Annotated in this window: 19 protein-coding genes; 6 read left to right on the forward strand and 13 right to left on the reverse strand. The window is 39.0% G+C overall.

Going from position 1 to position 21,014, the window contains the following annotated elements; translation table 11 throughout:
* Positions 1-27: 27 nt before the first annotated feature.
* The 4 genes from ppk1 to FAZ19_RS10460 form a co-directional block, all read right to left on the reverse strand.
* On the reverse strand, positions 28-2,088 hold the full coding sequence (gene ppk1 / locus FAZ19_RS10445; RefSeq protein ID WP_136820676.1) for a polyphosphate kinase 1: 2,061 nt from the start codon (positions 2,086-2,088) through the stop codon (positions 28-30).
* A gap of 77 nt (positions 2,089-2,165) precedes the next feature.
* Positions 2,166-2,546 carry a hypothetical protein gene (locus tag FAZ19_RS10450; RefSeq protein ID WP_136820677.1) on the reverse strand — a complete coding sequence of 127 codons (381 nt, stop codon included), beginning with the start codon at positions 2,544-2,546 and terminating at the stop codon, positions 2,166-2,168.
* Positions 2,546-3,124 (reverse strand): DJ-1/PfpI family protein, encoded by a 579-nt coding sequence (locus FAZ19_RS10455; protein ID WP_136820678.1) that lies wholly within the window; start codon positions 3,122-3,124, stop codon positions 2,546-2,548. The genes FAZ19_RS10450 and FAZ19_RS10455 overlap by 1 nt, the downstream gene beginning before the upstream one ends.
* A 55-nt stretch (positions 3,125-3,179) precedes the next feature.
* Entirely contained in the window at positions 3,180-3,743 is a 564-nt protein-coding gene (locus FAZ19_RS10460; RefSeq protein ID WP_136820679.1) for an NADPH-dependent FMN reductase, read from the reverse strand.
* 266 nt (positions 3,744-4,009) lie between these two features.
* Between FAZ19_RS10460 and FAZ19_RS10465 the strand changes: the two genes are divergently transcribed.
* Positions 4,010-4,942 (forward strand): YihY/virulence factor BrkB family protein, encoded by a 933-nt coding sequence (locus FAZ19_RS10465; protein ID WP_244927455.1) that lies wholly within the window; start codon positions 4,010-4,012, stop codon positions 4,940-4,942.
* Between the two features lie 65 nt (positions 4,943-5,007).
* On the opposite strand, the gene FAZ19_RS10470 is transcribed toward FAZ19_RS10465, so the two are convergent.
* Genes FAZ19_RS10470 through FAZ19_RS10480 form a run of 3 tightly spaced genes read right to left on the reverse strand, consistent with a single transcriptional unit; the run spans position 5,008 to position 8,677 of the window.
* Positions 5,008-6,015, reverse strand: a complete 1,008-nt coding sequence (locus FAZ19_RS10470) for an ATP-grasp domain-containing protein (RefSeq protein ID WP_136820681.1) — start codon at positions 6,013-6,015, stop codon at positions 5,008-5,010.
* Positions 6,016-6,075: 60 nt separating this feature from the next.
* Complete coding sequence (locus FAZ19_RS10475) at positions 6,076-7,905, reverse strand: flavohemoglobin expression-modulating QEGLA motif protein (protein WP_229707518.1); 1,830 nt, start codon at positions 7,903-7,905, stop codon at positions 6,076-6,078.
* Positions 7,892-8,677, reverse strand: coding sequence for an N-formylglutamate amidohydrolase (locus FAZ19_RS10480; RefSeq protein WP_136820682.1), 786 nt, complete (start codon positions 8,675-8,677; stop codon positions 7,892-7,894). The genes FAZ19_RS10475 and FAZ19_RS10480 overlap by 14 nt, the downstream gene beginning before the upstream one ends.
* A gap of 300 nt (positions 8,678-8,977) precedes the next feature.
* Between FAZ19_RS10480 and FAZ19_RS10485 the strand changes: the two genes are divergently transcribed.
* Both FAZ19_RS10485 and FAZ19_RS10490 read left to right on the forward strand, forming a co-directional pair.
* On the forward strand, positions 8,978-9,361 hold the full coding sequence (locus FAZ19_RS10485) for a response regulator (RefSeq protein ID WP_136820683.1): 384 nt from the start codon (positions 8,978-8,980) through the stop codon (positions 9,359-9,361).
* Positions 9,362-9,500: 139 nt separating this feature from the next.
* Positions 9,501-10,712 (forward strand): DEAD/DEAH box helicase, encoded by a 1,212-nt coding sequence (locus tag FAZ19_RS10490; RefSeq protein WP_136820684.1) that lies wholly within the window; start codon positions 9,501-9,503, stop codon positions 10,710-10,712.
* A gap of 85 nt (positions 10,713-10,797) precedes the next feature.
* On the opposite strand, the gene FAZ19_RS10495 is transcribed toward FAZ19_RS10490, so the two are convergent.
* Complete coding sequence (locus FAZ19_RS10495) at positions 10,798-12,867, reverse strand: TonB-dependent receptor (RefSeq protein WP_136820685.1); 2,070 nt, start codon at positions 12,865-12,867, stop codon at positions 10,798-10,800.
* Between the two features lie 23 nt (positions 12,868-12,890).
* The gene (locus FAZ19_RS10500; protein ID WP_211245486.1) at positions 12,891-14,177 is read right to left on the reverse strand and encodes a BamA/TamA family outer membrane protein; all 1,287 of its coding nucleotides are present in this window, start codon (positions 14,175-14,177) and stop codon (positions 12,891-12,893) included.
* A 132-nt stretch (positions 14,178-14,309) separates the two neighbouring features.
* Here FAZ19_RS10500 and FAZ19_RS10505 point away from each other — a divergent pair, with 132 nt between their 5' ends.
* The 3 genes from FAZ19_RS10505 to FAZ19_RS10515 all read left to right on the forward strand — a co-directional run bounded on the left by FAZ19_RS10505 (position 14,310) and on the right by FAZ19_RS10515 (position 17,632).
* On the forward strand, positions 14,310-14,810 hold the full coding sequence (locus FAZ19_RS10505; protein WP_136820686.1) for a nuclear transport factor 2 family protein: 501 nt from the start codon (positions 14,310-14,312) through the stop codon (positions 14,808-14,810).
* A 20-nt stretch (positions 14,811-14,830) separates the two neighbouring features.
* Positions 14,831-15,115: a GNAT family N-acetyltransferase gene (locus FAZ19_RS10510; protein ID WP_136820687.1), complete on the forward strand. Its 285-nt coding sequence runs from the start codon at positions 14,831-14,833 to the stop codon at positions 15,113-15,115.
* Positions 15,116-15,418: 303 nt separating this feature from the next.
* The gene (locus FAZ19_RS10515; protein ID WP_136820688.1) at positions 15,419-17,632 is read left to right on the forward strand and encodes an NADP-dependent isocitrate dehydrogenase; all 2,214 of its coding nucleotides are present in this window, start codon (positions 15,419-15,421) and stop codon (positions 17,630-17,632) included.
* An 88-nt stretch (positions 17,633-17,720) separates the two neighbouring features.
* On the opposite strand, the gene FAZ19_RS10520 is transcribed toward FAZ19_RS10515, so the two are convergent.
* From FAZ19_RS10520 to FAZ19_RS10535, 4 genes are all read right to left on the reverse strand, one after another.
* Complete coding sequence (locus FAZ19_RS10520) at positions 17,721-18,671, reverse strand: glycoside hydrolase family 43 protein (RefSeq protein ID WP_136820689.1); 951 nt, start codon at positions 18,669-18,671, stop codon at positions 17,721-17,723.
* Positions 18,672-18,772: 101 nt separating this feature from the next.
* Entirely contained in the window at positions 18,773-19,957 is a 1,185-nt protein-coding gene (locus FAZ19_RS10525) for an oxygenase MpaB family protein (protein WP_136820690.1), read from the reverse strand.
* Between the two features lie 12 nt (positions 19,958-19,969).
* On the reverse strand, positions 19,970-20,344 hold the full coding sequence (locus FAZ19_RS10530; RefSeq protein ID WP_136820691.1) for a hypothetical protein: 375 nt from the start codon (positions 20,342-20,344) through the stop codon (positions 19,970-19,972).
* Positions 20,322-20,972 (reverse strand): YgjP-like metallopeptidase domain-containing protein, encoded by a 651-nt coding sequence (locus FAZ19_RS10535; protein WP_136820692.1) that lies wholly within the window; start codon positions 20,970-20,972, stop codon positions 20,322-20,324. The genes FAZ19_RS10530 and FAZ19_RS10535 overlap by 23 nt, the downstream gene beginning before the upstream one ends.
* Between the last annotated feature and the right edge of the window lie 42 nt (positions 20,973-21,014).

Genomic DNA, 21,014 nt, shown 5'->3' on the forward strand with positions numbered 1-21,014 from the left:
TAAATTAGTAAAATAAATACTATTGACTTATGTTTTTGATTTCAGGTATTTATACAGTTCAATTTGGGATCTGTGTTGTGGTTTCCCGTTTTCTACATAGGCGTTACTTAATTCATTATCCAATATCCGTGTCTTGACGTTCCCTTTGAGCTGAATTTTAAGCATATCTATTAACTCTGCTTTGAGCTTTTTGTCAGATATACGCAAGGCCGCCTCTACACGATGGTCTAAATTGCGTGTCATCCAGTCGGCTGAAGAGATATAGACATGCTCCTTACCTGCATTGTGAAAGTACATCACACGTGCGTGTTCTAAATATTCGTCTACGATACTTATCGCATGTATAGGTTGCTGAAAATTCTTCTGATTCACCCCACAATAAATACTGCGTACAATCATTTCCACTTTTACACCTACCTGTGCGGCATCGTAAATTTTCTTTATCAGAATCTTGTCACTCAATGAATTGACCTTGATGATCATATGTGCTTTACGTCCGGCTTTTGCTTCCGCTATTTCCACATCCAAATAGGAGAGAATTGCATTACGCATATCCGTAGGACAGACCAATAGGCCTGTTCCCATCTTCAACGTTTGCTGTAGATCTAGCTTTGGCCGTTTTAGCGCATTGAACACTTTATTGATATCGGCCATAACAGCTCTGTTGCTTGTCATTAGGCAATAGTCGCCATATATCTTAGCCGTTTTTTCATTTATATTACCGGTACTAACGAAACCATATTGAACAGTCTTATTATTTACCCTCTTTTTGATTACACAGAGTTTGGCGTGTATCTTTTTATGTGGAATACCTATCAGAACATGAACACCCTCCATTTCAAAGCGTTCTTTCCATTCCAGATTATGCTCTTCATCGAATCTAGCACGTAATTCGAGCATTACGGTAACAGCTTTGCCGTTGCGTGCAGCATTTATCAATGCATTTCCAATTTTAGAATTACTAGCTAGCCGATAGGCTGTAATTTGGATGGTTTTTACGTCGGGATCCATAGCAGCTTCTCGCAGTAAATCGATTAGCGGGCGAAACGTATGATATGGAAAGGAGAGGAGCACATCCTTGTTAATAATTACATCCGTAATCCGCTGTTGATTCGCAAACTGAGGATGCGTAAAAGAGGTTCTTTCTTCTGGTTGATGGTACTTTTTGAAGACGTTAGGAAACTCCATAAAATTCTTAAAATTATGGATTTTTTGTCCTGGTATAATACTGTCTTTCTTAGAAATATTAAGCTTCTTAATAAGAAACTCCAATAGTTTTTCATCCATTTCTTTGTCAAACACAAAGCGGGTAGGTTTCCCTTTTCGTCTGCTTTTCACCGCCTTCGCTATTTTCTCGGCAAAGTTGGTGTTTATATCATTATCTAAATCGAATTCAGCGTCTTTGGTAATCTTAAACGCATGGGCCTGGAATTCGTCAAATCCAAAGTAAGAAAAAATGTAAGGAAGATTGAATTTTATTATATCTTCCAATAACATAACATGAACCTGGTTTTTGGATGACGGCAATATCGTAAAACGTCCTAATTGGCTGGAGGGTATCTCTATGATAGCAAACTTGGTTTCATACTGCCAATCTTTCTTAATCATCGCGACTCCCAGATACAGCGATTTGTCCCTTAGATAAGGCATCGGATTAGCATCACTTAAAATGAGTGGGATAACGTTAGACTCTATCTCATCTTGGTAGTATTGATGGATAAATTTTTCCTGTTCTTCGTTAAGATTTTCACTTGTTTTGATGTACACATGCTGTTTAGCCATCTCTTTCTGCACATCTTCCCACACTGAATTAAATTTCTTTTGCTGACGGATCACTTCTTCATGGATTTCTTCCAATATCAGCTGGGGCTTTTCAAAGAAAATATCTTTTGCCTCTTTTTCGTCAACTACCAGCGCTCTTTTAAGTCCGGCTACCCGCACACGAAAAAATTCATCCAGATTATTGGAAAATATACCCAAAAACTTTAAACGGGAGGGCAAGGGTACAGTTTCATCTGCTGCTTCTTGTAGCACTCTTCCATTAAAACTTAACCAACTAATATCTCTAGGTATATACTTTCTTGACATTATTAAACGAATATATTGTAGCCAAATCTATATTATTGATGTTAGCTTAATGTTAAAATAATATGAATAAGATAAAATTAATCTGTACCTCTTCTTTTTGCGATGTATAAGGCTGAATATCTTGTGGTATCATAATGCGGACTTTCTACTGTGAGCGAGGTAGGATAGGGACTGCTTTTATCAAAAAAATAAATCGTCGTTATACTATTGAAATCATTTGTAGGGAATAAATCGGCACAAGCATCATAATTTGCTACTGAAGGATCACCCACAGTAACTGCATAGATCCGTACGACTCCGCCTTTATTTTGTTCGTTTCGAACAAATGCTACCTCTTCAAAGTTTCCTGGAATATCCTGAAGCCCCGGTTGGCTGTAGGCCTGCCAAATGAGATAAACCAATATTAAAATAACAGGTATGGCAATAAACCATATTCTTTTAGATCTTTTTTGCTTCATTATAAGTTTATCGTGATGCCTAATAGTTTATAGAAATCTTTCAAAATAGCCTGGTGTCCAGGCCAAGCTGGAGAGGTGACCAGATTGCCATCGACCACGGATTGATCGGCAGGTATATTTTTCCATGTTCCTCCAGCGAGCTCTATATCGGGACCGACTGCAACATAAGCGGTCAGTGTTCTGCCTTTGAGGACCCGTGCCGTAGTAAGTACTTGGATGCCATGGCAAATGGCCGCTACTGGTCGGTCTGTTTCAAAGAAATATTGTACAATTTCAATCACGCGCTTATTAAGACGGATATATTCTGCTGAACGGCCTCCGGCAATGTATAATCCGTCATAATCTGCTGGATCAACGGTATCAAAATCTTTGTTTATAACAAAATTGTGTCCACGAAGTTCCTTGTATGTATGATCGCCGGTGAAATCGTGCACCGCAGTAGGTATCAAATCACCTTTTTTTCGGTCAGGCGCTATCGCATGTACTTCAATACCTAGTGCACCCATTGCCTGAAAAGGCACCATTGCTTCGTAGTCTTCAACATAATCTCCTACCAACAGTAATATTTTCTTTGCCATAATGATTGTATGTTTTGTGTATTTATAATTAAATATATAACCCGTAAGCGAAATATTAGTTTTTTTCCGTTTGAATTTTTGCTAATTCCCTTTTCGTTTTACGCACTTTTGCTTCCAGCTTACTTCGGTAAAGCATATTGATTACGCCTTTACCTTCTTCAAAATTATTATTAAAGTCCGGAAGTGAGAAGGTTTCTAATACAATGCCTCCATCAAAAGGCATTCTGTTTGTGGCAATATCCAGCACACTTTGCCCTCCGCGTGATCCATTACTTGTAGCAATTAGGAACATCGGTTTATTAGGATAAGGCTTTCTTCCTTTGATGCGAGATACCCAATCTAAAATATTTTTATACGCTGCGGAATAATTGCCATTATGCTCGGCGAAGGAAATAAGTATAAAATCCGCCCAGTCAACTTTATCAGAAAAATCTAACGCCAACTTTGGAATCCCATCCTGAAGTTGTCGATCATAAGAGTAAAGCGGTATTTCATAATCATTTAAATCAATTATTTCAATAATATCCTCCGGTTCCTTATAATACTTACTGATACTGCTTACTAGTTTTTTATTAATGGATTGCGAACTATTACTCGCAGCAAATACTAATATTTTCATTAGAATATAATTTTTTGTTTATCATCGCTTAATTCATTATATGTGTAACTGAAAACCAAGATAGTTTTATCTTCTAAATTTACAAAGTATTTTGTGCAAGTAGATAGGAAAGAGAAAATATATAGCTAAAAAAGATGGTGGCGTTTAAGGATAAACTTTTCACCATCCGATTTGTTTGTTTCTAGTAACAACACTATTTCGATACCATGGAAAAACGAACAGGGAATTTTTTTAAAGATACATTTGCCGTTTTAAAAAATTCAGCAATGGGTTTTACAAATGAAGATAGTTTGAAATATAGTGCATCACTAGCGTATTACACTGTTTTTTCTCTTGGTCCAATATTGGTACTGATGATCTCCTTAGCAAGTATTTTTTTCGGTGAAGAAGCTATTAAAGGGAAACTGTTTAGCGAATTAAACGCACTCGTGGGAGCCAGCGCCGCGAGACAGATCCAAGAAGTCATTAAGAACTTGGAACTCTCGGGCAAATCAACTATCGCACTTATTATCAGTATTGTGACCTTGTTAATAGGGGCTACAACCGTTTTTGGTGATATTCAAAATTCCATTAATAAAATATGGCATGTACGGGCAAAACCGAAAAAGGGTTGGTTAAAGGTAATTAAAGACAGGGTGTTATCTTCATCTTTGGTAATAGGCCTTGGCTTTTTGTTGGTGGTCACACTAATAGTGAATGGTATTATTTTGGCATTTACCGAGCGGTTACAACGTCATTTTCCGGATATGACTGTATTCTTAATGGATGCTATTAATTTCTTTATCACGTTTGGTGTTATATTTGTATTATTTAGTGTAATTTTTAAAGTACTACCCGATGTAAATATTACTTGGCGAACTGTTCGTTCGGGTGCATTATTTACTTCGGTACTCTTCGTAATAGGTAGATTGTTGATCGGAATATACCTACAAAACTCGGGCACAGAATCGACTTATGGGGCCGCTGGTTCTATTGTTTTGATTTTGCTTTGGGTGTATTATACGGCTGCAATATTGTATTTCGGTGCGGTATTTACGCGGGAATATGCCACGTTTAAGGGGATTCCTATACAACCTTCGGAATTTGCCGTACATGTGGAATTACATGAGATGGAGAAGGAGGTAAACGAAGTACCGCCCGCTCCGTTAAAAAAGGAAGATCAAGTTATTGAAGCAAAAGATCCAAATAAAGGATTCTAAAACAGTAGGTACTAGAACAGCAAAAAAGCCATTAGGTTGGAAATCCAATCAAATGGCTTTTTGCTTTATTGATTATAGAATTTTTTAATTTTGTTCTCTAAATTTTCGATCACGACTGTGCTGTAATCGACGTCATTTAATCGGGATGCCTGTCCTAATGCACCGGGACTAAAGACATTGATTTCCATTATTTTATCTCCCACGATATCTAGTCCTACAAAATACATATTATCTTCTACAAGCTTATTAGCAACTTTATTAACGAGGGTAAGTACTTTTTCATTGATAAAGGCTTGTTCAGCTTTGGCGCCTTGGTGGATATTACTGCGAATTTCGTCCCCTTGCTGTACACGGTTTACAGCGGCATATTTTCCGTCTACTATAATAGGTTTTCCATCCAATAAGAAAAAACGTATATCGCCCTTTACCGCTTCTGAAAGATATTCTTGCGCAATTGCATACCCATCTCTACAGATAACTTCGACGATCTGCTTCAAATTCTGACGTTCGTCGAAAGGGATCATAAATACATTTTTTCCCCCAGACCCCTTTAGCGGTTTCAGTATGATTTTGTCTTGCTGCTCTTCTAAGAAGGAGATGACGTCTTCATGGTTTCTGGTTACAATAGTCTTCGGTCGCACTTCTTTTGGAAAGTTTTCTAAATATAGTTTGTTACTCGCTTGTATAAGGGTATCTGGATCATTGACCACCAGACGTCCGTTATTTTTGACCAACTGTGCGAATTGAATACCCATTGCCGCTGCCCAAGGTCTATTGATCATATCCAGTACTGGATCAAAACGGAGCCATAACACATCGATATCCTGTAAATCAACAGTTTGCTTCTTATTATTTCGAAGGGTATTCAATAAATCTTCTCCGTTATCAATACCGGAGCCTGGTTCTGCGACTCGGCCATGCGCCTCGATACTTTGCTCATTTCGGTAAATGAAATCAGCTAGTCCGATATAAATGATTGTATGACCACGTTTTAGTGCTGTCAGTGCTAGCACAGTGGTTGTGAAAGCTACTTCTTCTTTATGTGTCTGATTGATTAAAAAGGCTATTTTCATGCGTATAAGCTTGTTTAGTGAGTTATTGTTTTAAGGTATTAACGTGTTTATAAGCGCGGACTAGTGATTAATAAGGGTAAATATATTCCCGATTTTATTTAAATCGCGGTGTCTTTCCATATTCTCTATACTCAGGTAACGGGGTACCAATGCAGGAGGCCGTAAGATACCGCGTTGTGTTAGATCTTGTACGATAGGCAAATAATCTTCGCGTATTTTTCCTATGGTTAATAGACGAATATCTTTACCTTCCTTGAGGTATTGGATTAATTCGATGAGACCTTGAAGATAAAGTGCATCTTTGGTAAGGCCGCCACCACGGTATACCCGCATGGTCATTTGAAATGCAGTCTGGTTAGCAAATTCATATTCTTCACTAAGCATCGAAAAAGTTTCGATAAAGGAATGTCCCATCAACATATGGCGCACGGCTATTACACGACCGGCAATGATACGCAAGCGATCATTTGTTAGGCCTCCGATTAGGTATTCCGCAAATACGGCTAGACCTTCTTGAAGCTGTTCGTAACCTGGTACGCCAAGGCTAAATAAACTTAAAGGCTGGGCCTTCCCATTAAAATAAGTTACGATATGTGTACCGACTTCATGCTGGATTAGTGCTTTTGCCCGCTTCATTCCTATTTGGTATTCTTTGCTTATATTAAGAACGCCTCGATTTACCATTACGCCGGAAATATCATCCCTTACACGTACTGTGGTATTGAAGTCCGGTCGTTGAGCTTGCAGGTATTTTATCTCATCATGCGCTAACTGTGCAAATTCATGCGCATCTAACTTTACCTTATCATCAGGATCCGAAGGCTCATCGCGCTCGATGACCGTCAATAACGCCTTGGCAATATTCAACAGTTTGTCGCTTACGTTGCCAAATACCTGTAAGCTTCCATGCATAAAATCTTCTTTTCCTCGATCACTCAACATCGACATCATTGCATCCAATTCGCTTCGTTTATCCCGAAATAAATATGCAATAGTGGGATCATATAAATCTTCAATTCGTAAATTATATAAGTTTCGCTTAACTAAGTCGGGATCTATTGGCATAGGACGGTAAATAAATTTTGGTGCACGATAGAACTTATCTTTCTTGAATTGCAACCAGGCTTCATGGGCGTTAATGGGTGTTACCAGAAGCAAAAAATCAAATTTCTGGCTTTCCTGCGCTAATTTTTTATCAATATCCAATACTGATTTAGATAACTCTTCATGTGTTTGTAATTTGAACTCTGCCGCTTTAACTGTTGTATGGATGCGTAGAAACTCAAAAAATAGCCGTGACAAACTCTTACCTAAAGTTTCGCGAAAATGACGCAGTAGGATAGGGAGAATATGGCCCTGACGATCAACATACCGTTGTTTTATAGATACCCCCAACGACATAATCTGCTTTTCCTGTAACTCTTTTAAGGTGAATAGATCGGCATGTCCATCCGGCTTGGGTACTTTACTCAATTTTTCGAGGGCAACAGTGATATCTGGTGCTTCCAGTACAATATTTTTGGCAAAATATTCTGCAAGTTGCAAGGCATTTTTTTGAGATAATTGAATCGATATATCTTGCACCTGATCTTCGGGTGCATTCCAAACTTCTATCACAAGACATGATCCAAATTCCTTTGCCAAGGCTTCTGCTATAACACCTATCCACTCTTCCCTCGTAAAATCCGTTTTATAAATAATACTTGCCGTCTCGGATTTGGCCAGTTCTGAAAGCATTCGATCTTTACCCACTATAGGTATACGGTAAACAAAAAGGTACGGTACAATCTTATTAAAAATCAATTTGCCGACATTGGGTATCTGCTGATGGAAAGGCTCTTTTTCTTTTATAGCCTGCATAATCTGCTGAATTGTTTTATCGTCTTGCATCGTTGAAATTATATTCCTGTAAATCTGTTAAGGCGTTCATAAGAACTTGTCTATAAGCCATGATATCTTGGATATATGGTTCGCCTGTCCATTCGTCCATAAAATCTTTTCTAAATTCAATGGATAATACACAACCTTTTTCTCCAAACTTTTCATTGATAAATTTCGAAAGATAGCCTCCCTTAAATTTTACATTTTCACGAATATCGATTGGTTGGGAGAGATATGTCTGATTCTGTATAGAGGCTATAAAATGTTGAATGAGTGGCCGCCATTTGAGATGATTGTGTATGGTACCCAAATTGATTTGCGGATTTGCTTCCTTATCGACTTCTTCATCCGGTGCGGACCTCTTGCAATTAAAACTATGAATATCCAATACGACAAAATATCCATGGTCATCGATTGTACGCTGAATCAGCGTTTCTATTTCCTTGAATACGCTTTCATATTCATTTTTTAAAGCTTTGACATGCTCTTCTGGAAGATCCTTCCAAACAGATAATCCCCATGCTTGGTCGGGATGCAAATAAATTGCATCATCTATCATTCTATTAATATCCAGCTGAAAACGAGATGTACTAACTATAAATTTATTAACGGGTAACTCAGCTATCGTACCAGTATATGGATCCTCTTCCCTAAATCTCTGCTTATCATTAAGTTGCATGTAATTTGTCAAAACGGAATTTATACGATTTCCATCGTGAACAGCGAAAGACCAAAACGGACTATTACTGGCATGAACATAATATGCGAAAAAATCAGACATAAGATTGTTGTTTTTCATGTAAATAAATTGCCTTTGTAAGGTGATGAAGCTTGCCTACCGCAGGCAGGAATGAAGTTATTTATCACAGCCTTTTTTGTGTGCAGTAACTGATGCAGGTTCATTACAATTAAATTAGTAAACGTATAAGGGATTGAAAAGTTTGCTATCCTTGTTATCGAGTCTCCAGATCTAATGAACGGAACAGAGGTAGCGTAATAATATTTTTTATTTGTAAATACTTTGGAATTACAAATAATTATTCGATATTAGATTTATCCAACTTATTGTTTACCACTACGGATGATCGAATTTAAAAGTATAAACGTGCTATTTGCTGATGACTCGGAAATACATCATCTGCTCTTTAAAGCGCTACTTAGAAGTAAGCAACGCTTTAATCTACTGTATTGTGCGATAAATGGCAAACAGTTGGTAGACTATATTTTTCAGAGCGATGTTATTCCAGATGTATGTGTGCTGGATTTGCATATGCCTGTTCTAAATGGGATTGACGCTTGCCGACAAATAAAAAAATCGTTTCCTAATATTAAGTTGGTGGGGTTTACATCTTCAAGCGACGATCAGGAAAAAGAGGAGATGGTCAGGGCTGGAGCTCAGCGGGTTTTTCCCAAGGAAAATTTGGCTGGATTAATTGACTATTTGGAAAAGGAAAGTTTTAATTAGTCATACATCGCGAATTTAAATACTTCATTCATTATATCCCCTTTAATCACTTTTTCTATTTTTCAGCAATATAGATTATAGTATTCCAAAAAAAAATCTTATATTATGCTGTTTTTATAATTAAAGAAATAATAGAAAATTGAAATTCACTGAATTTGGTTTAGTCCCTCTGTTGGAGGAAGGACTCGACAGCATGGGATACCTTAACGCGACTCCTATACAAGAGCAGGCTATACCTGTTATTCTCCACGAAAAAGATTTAATAGCTTGTGCGCAAACGGGTACCGGCAAAACGGCATCATATCTTTTACCTATTCTAAATAAAATAGCACTTCGCGAGACGAACCATGTGGACACGTTAATTCTTGTTCCGACAAGAGAACTTGCCTTGCAGATTGATCAGCAGATAATGGGTTTATCGTACTTTACTGGAACGACCTCAATTACCGTTTATGGGGGTGGTGGCGGAATGGACTATGAGCAGCAGAAAAGAGCTATACAAGAAGGTGTAAATATTATAGTGGCTACTCCGGGGCGTTTAATTGCACATATGGCTTCGGGTAAACTTGATTTTTCAAAAATTAGGCACCTTATTTTAGATGAGGCGGATCGTATGCTAGACATGGGATTTTATGATGATCTGATTAAAATTATAAGCTATCTTCCGGCTAAAAGACAGAATTTGTTGTTTTCAGCTACGATGCCCTTTAAAATACGGTCTTTAGCAAAGAAAATTCTTCACGATCCCGTAGAGATTAACATTGCCCTGTCAAAACCTTCAGAGGGTATCAAGCAACAAGCATACCTTGTTTATGACGAACAAAAAATGGAACTGATAAAAACCTTACTTGCAGATCCATCTTTCACTAGTATTATCATTTTTGCGTCGAAGAAAGAAATCGTAAAAAGATTGACCACGGAGCTCCGCAAGGGCGGCATAGCTGCCGAAGCATTCCACTCTGATCTAGAGCAGGCACAACGGGAAGATGTGATGAATAGGTTTAAAGGCAAGAGACTGAACGTATTGGTGGGAACGGATGTGATATCTAGAGGTATCGATGTGGTTGGAATCAGTTTGGTGATAAATTACGATGTACCTCCTGATCCGGAAGACTATGTTCATCGTGTCGGAAGAACTGCTCGAGCAGCTACAACAGGTACAGCAATTACCTTTATAAATGTCAAAGATCAAATCCGGTTTGCTAAAATAGAAGAATTGATAGGTGCTGAAATTGAAAAAGTACCGCTACCGGAAGGGTTTACAGAAGGGCCGTTATATGACCCAAAAAAGAGACCTCCCAGAAAGAAGTCAAACGTCAAGAAAAACTTCCGTAAATTTTCTAAGAACTAGCAAAAGAGGGGGGGATTGCTACGTCCCTCTCCTAATTCTTTTTGAGCATCTTTGTGGTGTTTTGATCGTTCGATATGTAATGCAGCTATAATCCAAACTTTACACCACCATAGTAATTGCGTGTAGGAGCGGGATTAAAATACCTTCCCCCAAATGCATTAATATCATTTCCTAAGCTATACTTCTCGTTGAGAAGATTATCGACACCTAAAAAAATCTGAACACTCGATGATTTGATAAATTTAGTTGTCCAGCTCGCTTTTGCTTGGAGGAGATGAAATTTTTTTGTAAAAATGCTGTTCCCATCATCTAATGGCATACTTCCTGTATACTGGTGCTGTACGTTAAGGCTGAAATTACCCGATATCCCTAAGCTTACTGTATTTACCCATACCCAATCGGGAACCGCTGTGATTTTATTGCTGCTATAGTTGTCCCCGTTGAGTTGGTAATCCCCGAAACGATAATGATTATAAGCTACGCTGCTATTAATATCTAATGTATTTACAAACCGACCTCTCTTGGGTACCAATAAATATGCCCATACCGCCGCTTCAATTCCTTTTTGATTCATTTCGCCCGCATTGACATAGTAGTCTGCTCCATTGTCACGAACCTGCCTCACGATGCCATTATTCATGCGATAATTGTATAGCGCCATGTCTGCGATGACACGCCTATTGGGCGTATGCCATCGCAGGCCCACTTCATAATTTGTACCAGTCTCGGCCTCTAATTCTGTATTGATGGTTATGTCCGAAGGTCGTACTTCTGCTATGGTAGGAGCGGAATAGCCCTTGGAAATTGAGGTACGTAGAGATAACTGTCTGTTTATCAGAAAAGATGAGGCCATGCGAGGCATCCAAATATTTCCCAAATCTATGCTTCCCTTAGGGTTAGTGGTTTCAGGGAATCGCTGACGGTAAGCAATATGGTTTTTGTTAAGTCCGACAGATCCTTCTATAGTCCATCTCTCAAAGAGCTGGGTCATAGCGCGGTAGAAAAAACTGTATTGTCCGTTCTCTAGTTCGTCGCGGGCTTGGGTGTCGGCGGCTATTCCACTGGCATTGTCGTAGTTGTCGATCTTATAATAACCCTTTTGAGCTTCTAGTCCCAATTGCATTTCCCATTTAACGTTGACATTGTCCTCGTCTGTATATGAAAAATAGGAGCGTATCCCGGCATTTTTCTCCTCTCGGAATTCATAGTTGGTAATAAAGGGATTCTCAAAATCGGTAATAGATCCAAATAGGCTTACCGAATGTGATAATTTATCCGTGATTATCGCATTATGAGCAATTCCTCCATAGAAGGTTTTGTTATAGATGCCGGCTTTTTGTGCTGCAGCACTCGGATTTGGCCCAGCGGCCGGTCGGGATTGTTTAGGGTCTTCTTCGTATTGAGCAAGTGTCAGTCCCCCGGGTGTACGATACCCCAAATCACTATATAAAACAAATAGTTTCAGCTCGTTGCTGGTATTATATCTCCATTGATGTGCTGTTTGAAAAGTTTTTTTGTTTAACGCCGTATTGTTACGATATCCGTCGGATCGCGTAACCGATTGATCAAAAGAAAAAACGTAATTTTCATTGACTTTTCGTTGAACGCTCAATTGTTCTTGGAATAAACCGTATGAACCTGTACTCAATAAGAGCTCCGTACGATTTTCCTGCGCGTCGAAACCCTTGGGTTGAATACGGATTACACCTCCCGAATTTGCACCGTATAATGATCCATCCGGCCCCTTGATAATATGAATATCTGCTATTGCAGCAGGATCTACCAGATTAAGGTAGGTGTTTCCCCCTGCATCAGTTAAGGGGAAGTCGTCGATATATATTTTGACGTTACGTATACCAAAGGGTGATCTGATAAGGCTCCCCCGCATGGCTATTCGATAGCTACCTGGCGAACGTTCTTCCATACGAATACCAGGAACGGTATTAAGTGCCGGTAAAAGGGTCATGGTGTTTTGATTTTGTATCTGTCTAGCAGAAATTACCTGACCCGATGCCGTCAACGAAAGAAGAGGCTGGTTGACGAAGTAAGCTTTAATTTTAACAGGTACAATGGATATGGTCGCTGAATCGGACATCTCTTGCGCACATACGGGCAGTATGCCAATAATTAACTGTGCTAGCCAAATGGTTTTCATTTTAAGAAACATAAGTATTGAGGTTAAAAGGCTTCATTTAAACCCAAGAAAAGACCACGTTGTCCGAATTTTCCGAAGGCATAATCGATGCATAAGTTGGTTCTTGTCATTTTATTAAATAGGACGCGAAGTCCGCCACCTCCAGCCGGTTGCCATTGCTGAAATAGTTTTGTACCCATTTGGTCGTTAGCGGTCTGTACATTGGCAAAAAAGACACCGCTCAAAAACTGATTTTTGAGAATTGGAAATCGGTATTCTATTTCGGAATAGAAGAAAGATATACCTTTAAAATATCCATTGGTATATCCGCGGCCACTACGTGCGTAGGGATCTTTACCTGTACCCGGAAGATCTAAATAAAAAAGTGAACCGCCTATATTATAGGAACCGTAATTCCAGAACGCCAAGACATGATTGGGCCGCCGTTCAGATAATTGCCAGTATTTTCTAACATCGGTCTGTAACTGGTAGGCATTTTTTTGACTTCCCATCCAGATTTGGTTCATGCGTAACACAACATCAGTATAAATGCCTGTATAAGCACTATTTGGGTTGTCGCGAGTAAGATACTGGAGATTAAACATGAGTCCGTTGTTATTATTTTGTGTAGCGTTGAAATTATTCCATCCGCTATAAATAACATTTGGAGATGTATTAAACTCGCTTGAAGTTCTAACCTGCCGTTTTAATTCAAAGAAGACACCACCACCAACAAACATACCCGGCAATAGCTGCTTGTATAAACGTTCACTAAATCCATATACGTTATAATGATTTACATATCGGTCGCGTTCCGGATTATTCATAATTGCTTCGTCGACTTCCGGATTTTCGAGAGGAACCCCCATCCCTAGTCCGTAATCGAGTCCAACCAATTTTGCTCCCACTAAGTTTCCTTTCAGGTTCCATCTATTATCTTTAGTATAGGTATCGTGCGCTAAGTAAGCGTAAAATATGCCCCTAGTCGTATAATTGGCTGAAGTTGCGAAGATAGACATACTCGTCGTCTTTTTATCACCGAGATATACTCCTCCAACAGCTTTTAGACCGATCTGAAAGCCGATGCTTGGATTATAATTAATATTGGGCAAATAGGAAATTCCGGATCTTGTTTTTTGTGTAGACGTTGTATCTGCCTTTCTGAAGGGATTCAAATCCTGAAATAGATCTACAACATCATATAATCTGCTGTCCACAAATTGAGAAGTGTCACGTAGCACTATGCTCGAGTCTTGTATAGAAACTACTTGTGCAAAACTATTTTGCAAGCAAGCAAAATATAATAATAGAAAGGTAGATAAGTATCTCATGCAGCGAATTAAACGCACGAAAATAAGAATAGTTTTTTAAACACAATCTTTGATTACAGATAATCTACCTGCGCGATATACAGGTCTAGTAAAAATAACGTAAATTCGGAAGCCGAATCTACGTTTAAACACATGAAAAAATATTTGTTAATCCTCTTTTCGTTCTTTTTATTTCCCATTTGCTTTTCGCAAGTGCGCGATACGCTGGCAATATCTAAGACACTTGATAGATGGCATTTAGCGGCAGGAGAGGCTAATTTTAACAATTATTTCGATCTGCTCCATGCGGAAGCGATATTTATTGGCACGGATGCTACAGAGCGTTGGAATAAAGTCGAATTCATGAAATATGCAAAACCACATTTTGACAAAGGACGTGCGTGGGATTTTAAATCTTTAAGACGTTTTGTTAATTTTTCTACTGACGGTAAAACCGCTTGGGTAGATGAGTTGTTAGATACACAGATGAAGATCTGTCGTGGATCGGGTATTTTAGTTCTGGAAGATGGAAAATGGCTTATTATCCACTATGTACTTTCCTTGACAATACCTAACAGTATAGTGGATACGATACTTCCACTTAAAGCAATACCAGAGGACAAAATCATCGAACAAATACGTTCAGAAAAATAAATTGTAAAGGAGAAAAAACTATGATAATCCAACATGAACAAGAAGGAAGCAAAGGTCACTTTGTAGCCTTAGAAGAAGGAAAGCAGATCGGAGAGATGACCTATTCCGTTGCAGGACCTGATAAAATCATTATAGATCATACCGAGGTTGATCCGGAAGAAAAAGGAAAGGGCATAGGACATGTTATGCTGTATAAAGCAGTAGAATATGCACGGGAAAACGCAATTAAAATTCTTCCCTTGTGCCCTTTTGCCAAGGCTTCATTCGATCGAGATGTTCATATTAGGGATGTACTATTTACTTAGAATAATAATCGAAGATTAATTTTCAGCAACCACAGATTTTGCGAGAAGGGAGTCCTAGTCGCAATTCACCTTTTATAGCGATTTAAATTTGATTTTCTTATCTTTAGGCGAATTTTAAAAATTGCATTCTTTAATTGGTACTTATGGAGTTTGACTTTCCGCAAAAGAATATTTGTAACGTGAAGGGCGGCAATTGGAACAAGTATTGAAATTCCGTATGACCATTGAAAAAGAAATCGAGTTTATTTCGCTTGAGCAGTGCTATACTATAAAAGAAAATTAAATAATACACAATAAAAAATTATGTCATCTAAAATCATTTACACTAAAACGGATGAAGCTCCCTTACTAGCAACATATTCGTTTTTACCTATTGTTCAAGCGTTTGCTAAGACGGCTAATATCGATGTTGAATTAAGGGACATTTCATTAGCAGGCCGCATATTAGCGAATTTTCCAGAGTACTTAACGGCCGATCAAAAGGCCACTGATGCATTGGCTGAACTTGGGCAGCTGGCGACCGAACCCGATGCAAATATCATTAAATTACCAAATATTTCAGCTTCTATACCGCAGTTAAAGGGAGCTATTACAGAGTTACAAAAAGCGGGATATAATGTCCCCAATTATCCAGACAATGCGGGTTCGGAAGAAGAGCAAAGCATTAAAGCTGCTTATGCTAAAGTGTTAGGCTCGGCCGTAAATCCTGTTCTACGCGAAGGAAACTCAGATCGTCGTGCGCCAAAAGCCGTAAAAAACTATGCTAAAGCCAATCCTCATGCTATGGGTGCTTGGTCGTCCGAAAGCAAAACCAAAGTTGCTTCTATGCAAGATGGCGATTTTTACGCGACAGAAAAATCGCTAACCGTACAAAGTGAATCACAGTTTAAAATAGAATTTGTTGCCAGCGACGGTTCTGTTACAGAATTAAAAGGATTGGCAAATCTGAAAGCTGGTGAGGTAATCGACTCATCTGTTTTAAATCTAGGAAAGCTAAAATCATTTGTAGCCGCAGCAATTGACGAAGCGCAAGCGGCAGGCGTACTATTATCTGTACATCTGAAAGCAACAATGATGAAAGTTTCTGATCCTATTATTTTCGGTGCTATTGTTGAAGTGTATTTTAAAGATGTTTTTGCAAAATACGGGGAATTGTTCAACCAATTAGGAATTAACAAGAACAATGGACTAGGTGAAGTATATGCTCGAATAGCTGGAAAACCTCAGGAAGCTGAAGTGAAAGCGGCTATTGAGGCAGCCATTGAAAATGGTCCTGATCTGGCCATGGTGAATTCGGATAAAGGGATTACAAACCTTCATGTACCTTCGGATGTAATCGTTGATGCTTCAATGCCAGCAATGATACGCACTTCTGGACAGATGTGGAATAAGAATGGTAAATCGCAAGACACAATTGCCATTATTCCGGACCGCTCGTATGCAGGTGTTTACCAGGCAACAATCGATGATTGTAAAGAAAACGGAGCATTAGATCCAACGACAATGGGTTCCGTACCTAATGTAGGTTTGATGGCGCAGAAAGCAGAAGAATATGGTTCGCATGATAAGACTTTCCAAGCATCTGCTCCAGGTACTATTCGCGTAGTAGATGCAAATGGAAATGTATTATTAGAACAGCTTGTTGAACAGGGTGATATATTCCGTATGTGTCAGACAAAGGATGCACCTATACAAGACTGGGTGAAGCTTGCGGTAAATCGTGCTCGTTTATCGGCTACTCCAGCAGTATTTTGGTTAGACGAAAATCGTGCGCACGATAGAGAAATCATTAAAAAGGTAGAGAAGTATTTAGGAGATTTTGATACCAGTGGATTAGATATTTTCGTCATGAATCCTGTTGAAGCTACAAAATTCTCTTTAGACCGTATTCGTGAAGGCTTAGACACGATCTCGGTAACTGGTAATGTTTTACGTGATTACTTAACAGATTTATTCCCAATTCTCGAAGTTGGAACTTCTGCAAAAATGTTATCTATTGTTCCATTGATGAATGGGGGTGGTCTCTTCGAAACAGGTGCTGGTGGGTCTGCTCCAAAACATGTTGAACAATTCTTGGAAGAAGGGTATCTTAGATGGGATTCATTGGGCGAATTCTTAGCTTTAGGGGCTTCGTTGGAACACCTTTCGCAAACGCAAAACAACCCCAAGGCACTCGTGCTCGCAGAAGCGTTGGATGTTGCTACAGAAAAATTCTTAGCCAACGACAAATCGCCAGCACGTAAAGTCGGTCAGATTGACAACCGCGGTTCGCACTATTATCTGACGGCATATTGGGCAGAAGCACTAGCAGCACAAACAAAAGATGCTGAGCTAGCAGCTAAATTCGCGTCTCTGGCCAAGACTTTATCCGACAATGAAACGAAAATAAACGAAGAACTTATTGGCGCACAGGGAGAAAAACAGGATATCGGTGGATATTATTTTCCCAATGATGAGCTGGCTACCAAAGCGTTACGTCCCTCAAAAACATTGAATGAGGCTATTGCTTTGTTATAAGTTTCCTGATATCATAAAATTATCATAATAAAAATCCCCATTCATTTGAATGGGGATTTTTATTTGAATACATATGTATTTCTTAATCTTAATCCAATCGATAATGTACTCCTTCAAAGGTCATTTTTACGGGTAGAATGTAACCATCCTTGTCGAATTTCATTTCGTCAATACAGGTGACCCGTTCGTTGGCGCCAGTTTTTCCCAGCGGCCTGCGATGATATACCATAAAGAACTTATCTTTATGGGGAATTTGAATGACCGAATGGTGCCCCGCACCAGTTGCAATTTCGGGGTCTTGCTCAAGTACTGTGTTTAGACGCTTAAATGGACCAAAAGGAGAGTCGGCAATGGCGTAAGCAACCTTGTAATGTGGACCGCCCCATCCACCTTCCGACCACATAAAATAGTATTTGTTATTACGGATAAACATAAATGGACCTTCTACATATCCTTCGGGTGTAACTTCTTTATAATAGCTACCATCGTCGAAAGGCAAAATACCAGTGAAATCTGGTTTAAGTTTTACCAAATTACAATGTTTCCAACCACCATAATACATATAGTAAGTACCATCTTTATCCTTGAATACAAATTGATCAATCGGTTGTGCTCCATTGATAATCGTGCTGATTAAGGGCTTACCGAGTAAATCTCTGTAGGGGCCCTCCGGTTTATCTGAAACAGCAACGCCTATACCGCCCACTTCACCTTCATGTACATCATTAGCGCCGAAAAAGAAATAGTATTTCCCGTCCTTTTCGATAACGGAAGGTGCCCACATGGCACGTTTAGCCCATTTTACTTCGTTCGTATCTAAAATTCGGGGATGCTTGGTCCATGTTTTTAAATCTTTGGACGAAAAGGCATCAAAAAAGATCTGGTCTTCATATGCTGCGGAAAAGGTGGGATAGATCCAAAAAGTATTATTATAAACGATACCTTCGGGATCTGCATAGTAGCCCTCGAACACGGGATTCTGTTGTGCTTGTATCGTAAGGCTACTTGCAAAAAAAAGTGTGATCAATAGTTTTTTCATCTGTATAATAGGTTTGACCCCAAGATACAAAAAGAAATAAAAAAGAGCAAGAGATTATTTTAAAAGGTTTTAGCATTGTGTATTGCATATCACCGCGGACATCATTGACTATTAAATTTTTGATAGATCAACCTCACGTTTTCCTGTTCACGTCCACCCTCGACAATCATGTTTTCACGGAAACCGATTTCATTTATTCGTTTTTCTTGTTTTTTGGTTTTCCAGATATTGATGATGGCTGCCCTGCCAATTGTGGTAGAAGGTAGCCCCAACTGATTGCAAGAATAATCTCCCAACAAATAGCGGTTGTAATAGAGATGAATCTCTCGCATCATCTGTCGCATAAGCGCTTGCTTCGGATAATACGCATGGATGGGTTCATCTTTTAACGCTGTAGCTAAAGCAAGGGTATCTCCATCACCCTCCCGTTGCGTCATAGTCCAGTAAAACAATGCTTCAATAGCTTCATTTTCGTTCTCAGGAATAATCTGTATTGGTATTCCCAATAAATAGCCTATATACTTCCAAAGATGAAAGAGACCGTCTACTTCTTCTTCACTAGGTTGTATACCCATACGCCGCAGCCCAACCAGAAATACGAGTGAAAAGCCTAAATTAGTGGCCAGCATATCCCAACTGTTGAGTGGTATACCCCATTTATTACTATCCCAATCCGTCTTCCCTAGTATATTGACACGGGAAAATGAATGTATCATGCGTGTAGAGAGTACGGACTTAAATCCTGTGTTGGGAATTTCCAACGCATCTTCTTTCATGATCTGTACCCAGAATTCAACAGTTTCGGTTAACCGTTTAGCTGCTCCTTTTTTTAACGCACCGGTATAAATCAGAGGCTTATTTATAGCTGCAGATTCGTATCCACCCATTAAGCAATAATCACGGAGGACAATAAGAGAAGTTAACCCAGGCCGTCTGCTTAATTCGGCCCCAATTTGCAGCTTTCGACGATCTAACCACTCCGGATCAGGATCAACGTGCCGAAAGAAATTGTCAAATACATCCTTCTGCGCTTCGGCAAGGGGTTTTTGATCTATGTAGTCAAAAAGACTAGCGTTTCCTCCTGAAAAACCCGTCTTTGTGAAAAGGTCATGAATCACCTGGTCGCCAACACGATCCCATTGATACAATAGTGGAATAAATTTTTCGGCAATTGCTAAATTGGGTACGTAGCCCAGCTGATCGAGTAATTCTTTGCCTACACCTTTTGACCAGTAATGGGCAAAAGAAGTATTATTATATTTAAAAAGATAGGGAATGTGCGTCATGTAGTTTACTATTTAATTGTTGATAGACCAATTAAAATACGTTGCCGATGCAATAAGATGATCATCATGTTGTACGGAAAAAGTAAAATCAACATAATCAGCGACGCAGGATTCTGTATCGCTGCAACAAAATTGCCTATCTATTGCAAAATGTAATCGAAACCTACCCGTATTCTCGTTTGCGTCGTAGTGCCAGTTGCTGATATTTAAATCACCGATTTGTGGACCACCGTCTTTTTCTACGACGACTTCCAATAATGATTCTTTAAGAACGCGCAATTGCGACCGAGAAAGTACTTTGATCAGAGATCTGGGGTTAAAGCCGTGGTCTACAATATCCAAGTCAGATACCGCAATGGTCATCTCAATCTGTATACTCTCGTTCATATGATACATTTTTTTCATGCAATTTCCAATCTTTTACAAATCGGTCCATGAGATGTGCACGCTCTTGAGAATTAATATTCATCAAACACATTACTGCCTCTCCGCAAATAAATGAAATAAATCCGACTGACTTTTGGATCAGATCTGCGGAGAACGTGATGCGCTTATCTCTAGTACAAACAGTGAAATAATTTGTTTTCAATTTCCGTATTTTAATTTCGGAAATGAGTAGGTGCAAGTGTTCTTCCCACGTGCTAATCTGAAGAGTAAGCTGTTGCAGTAAAAGGCTGTATTGCATATGTTTGACAGCATTTTCATGGATTGGATAAGCTGATGAGTATATTTTATCCGCAAGAAGGTATGGATTTGATGTCCGTGCCTTGATTACAAGCGTGTAAACCCGATCGAAAATCTGAAAATTGTCGAACTGCTTCTCGGAATAGCTATTTGTTATATAGCTGTTGATCAATCGTTTATTAGCACGTATAAAGGCGTATAACTCAGCCGTAGGGAAGGTATGTGGCACATGCAAATAAATCATTTGATTTCTATAGCCGCCGATAACAATGCTCTTGGAGGACGATTCAACGAAAATCCTAAACGTATAGCCGTCTACTTCTATAATCATCTTGTATAAAATAGTTACTTAACATTTTGCGTAGTATTTATT

It is taken from the genome of Sphingobacterium alkalisoli, assembly GCF_005049105.1.
Classification (GTDB): domain Bacteria; phylum Bacteroidota; class Bacteroidia; order Sphingobacteriales; family Sphingobacteriaceae; genus Sphingobacterium; species Sphingobacterium alkalisoli.

Excerpts from the sequence above, each read along its gene's own strand:
- ppk1 (WP_136820676.1), bottom strand. The coding sequence starts at position 2,088 with ATGTCAAGAAAGTATATACCTAGAGATATTAGTTGGTTAAGTTTTAAT.
- FAZ19_RS10450 (WP_136820677.1), bottom strand. The coding sequence starts at position 2,546 with ATGAAGCAAAAAAGATCTAAAAGAATATGGTTTATTGCCATACCTGTT.
- FAZ19_RS10455 (WP_136820678.1), bottom strand. The coding sequence starts at position 3,124 with ATGGCAAAGAAAATATTACTGTTGGTAGGAGATTATGTTGAAGACTAC.
- FAZ19_RS10460 (WP_136820679.1), bottom strand. The coding sequence starts at position 3,743 with ATGAAAATATTAGTATTTGCTGCGAGTAATAGTTCGCAATCCATTAAT.
- FAZ19_RS10465 (WP_244927455.1), top strand. The coding sequence starts at position 4,010 with ATGGGTTTTACAAATGAAGATAGTTTGAAATATAGTGCATCACTAGCG.
- FAZ19_RS10470 (WP_136820681.1), bottom strand. The coding sequence starts at position 6,015 with ATGAAAATAGCCTTTTTAATCAATCAGACACATAAAGAAGAAGTAGCT.
- FAZ19_RS10475 (WP_229707518.1), bottom strand. The coding sequence starts at position 7,905 with ATGCAAGACGATAAAACAATTCAGCAGATTATGCAGGCTATAAAAGAA.
- FAZ19_RS10480 (WP_136820682.1), bottom strand. The coding sequence starts at position 8,677 with ATGTCTGATTTTTTCGCATATTATGTTCATGCCAGTAATAGTCCGTTT.
- FAZ19_RS10485 (WP_136820683.1), top strand. The coding sequence starts at position 8,978 with ATGATCGAATTTAAAAGTATAAACGTGCTATTTGCTGATGACTCGGAA.
- FAZ19_RS10495 (WP_136820685.1), bottom strand. The coding sequence starts at position 12,867 with ATGAAAACCATTTGGCTAGCACAGTTAATTATTGGCATACTGCCCGTA.
- FAZ19_RS10500 (WP_211245486.1), bottom strand. The coding sequence starts at position 14,177 with ATGAGATACTTATCTACCTTTCTATTATTATATTTTGCTTGCTTGCAA.
- FAZ19_RS10505 (WP_136820686.1), top strand. The coding sequence starts at position 14,310 with ATGAAAAAATATTTGTTAATCCTCTTTTCGTTCTTTTTATTTCCCATT.
- FAZ19_RS10510 (WP_136820687.1), top strand. The coding sequence starts at position 14,831 with ATGATAATCCAACATGAACAAGAAGGAAGCAAAGGTCACTTTGTAGCC.
- FAZ19_RS10515 (WP_136820688.1), top strand. The coding sequence starts at position 15,419 with ATGTCATCTAAAATCATTTACACTAAAACGGATGAAGCTCCCTTACTA.
- FAZ19_RS10520 (WP_136820689.1), bottom strand. The coding sequence starts at position 18,671 with ATGAAAAAACTATTGATCACACTTTTTTTTGCAAGTAGCCTTACGATA.
- FAZ19_RS10525 (WP_136820690.1), bottom strand. The coding sequence starts at position 19,957 with ATGACGCACATTCCCTATCTTTTTAAATATAATAATACTTCTTTTGCC.
- FAZ19_RS10530 (WP_136820691.1), bottom strand. The coding sequence starts at position 20,344 with ATGAACGAGAGTATACAGATTGAGATGACCATTGCGGTATCTGACTTG.
- FAZ19_RS10535 (WP_136820692.1), bottom strand. The coding sequence starts at position 20,972 with ATGATTATAGAAGTAGACGGCTATACGTTTAGGATTTTCGTTGAATCG.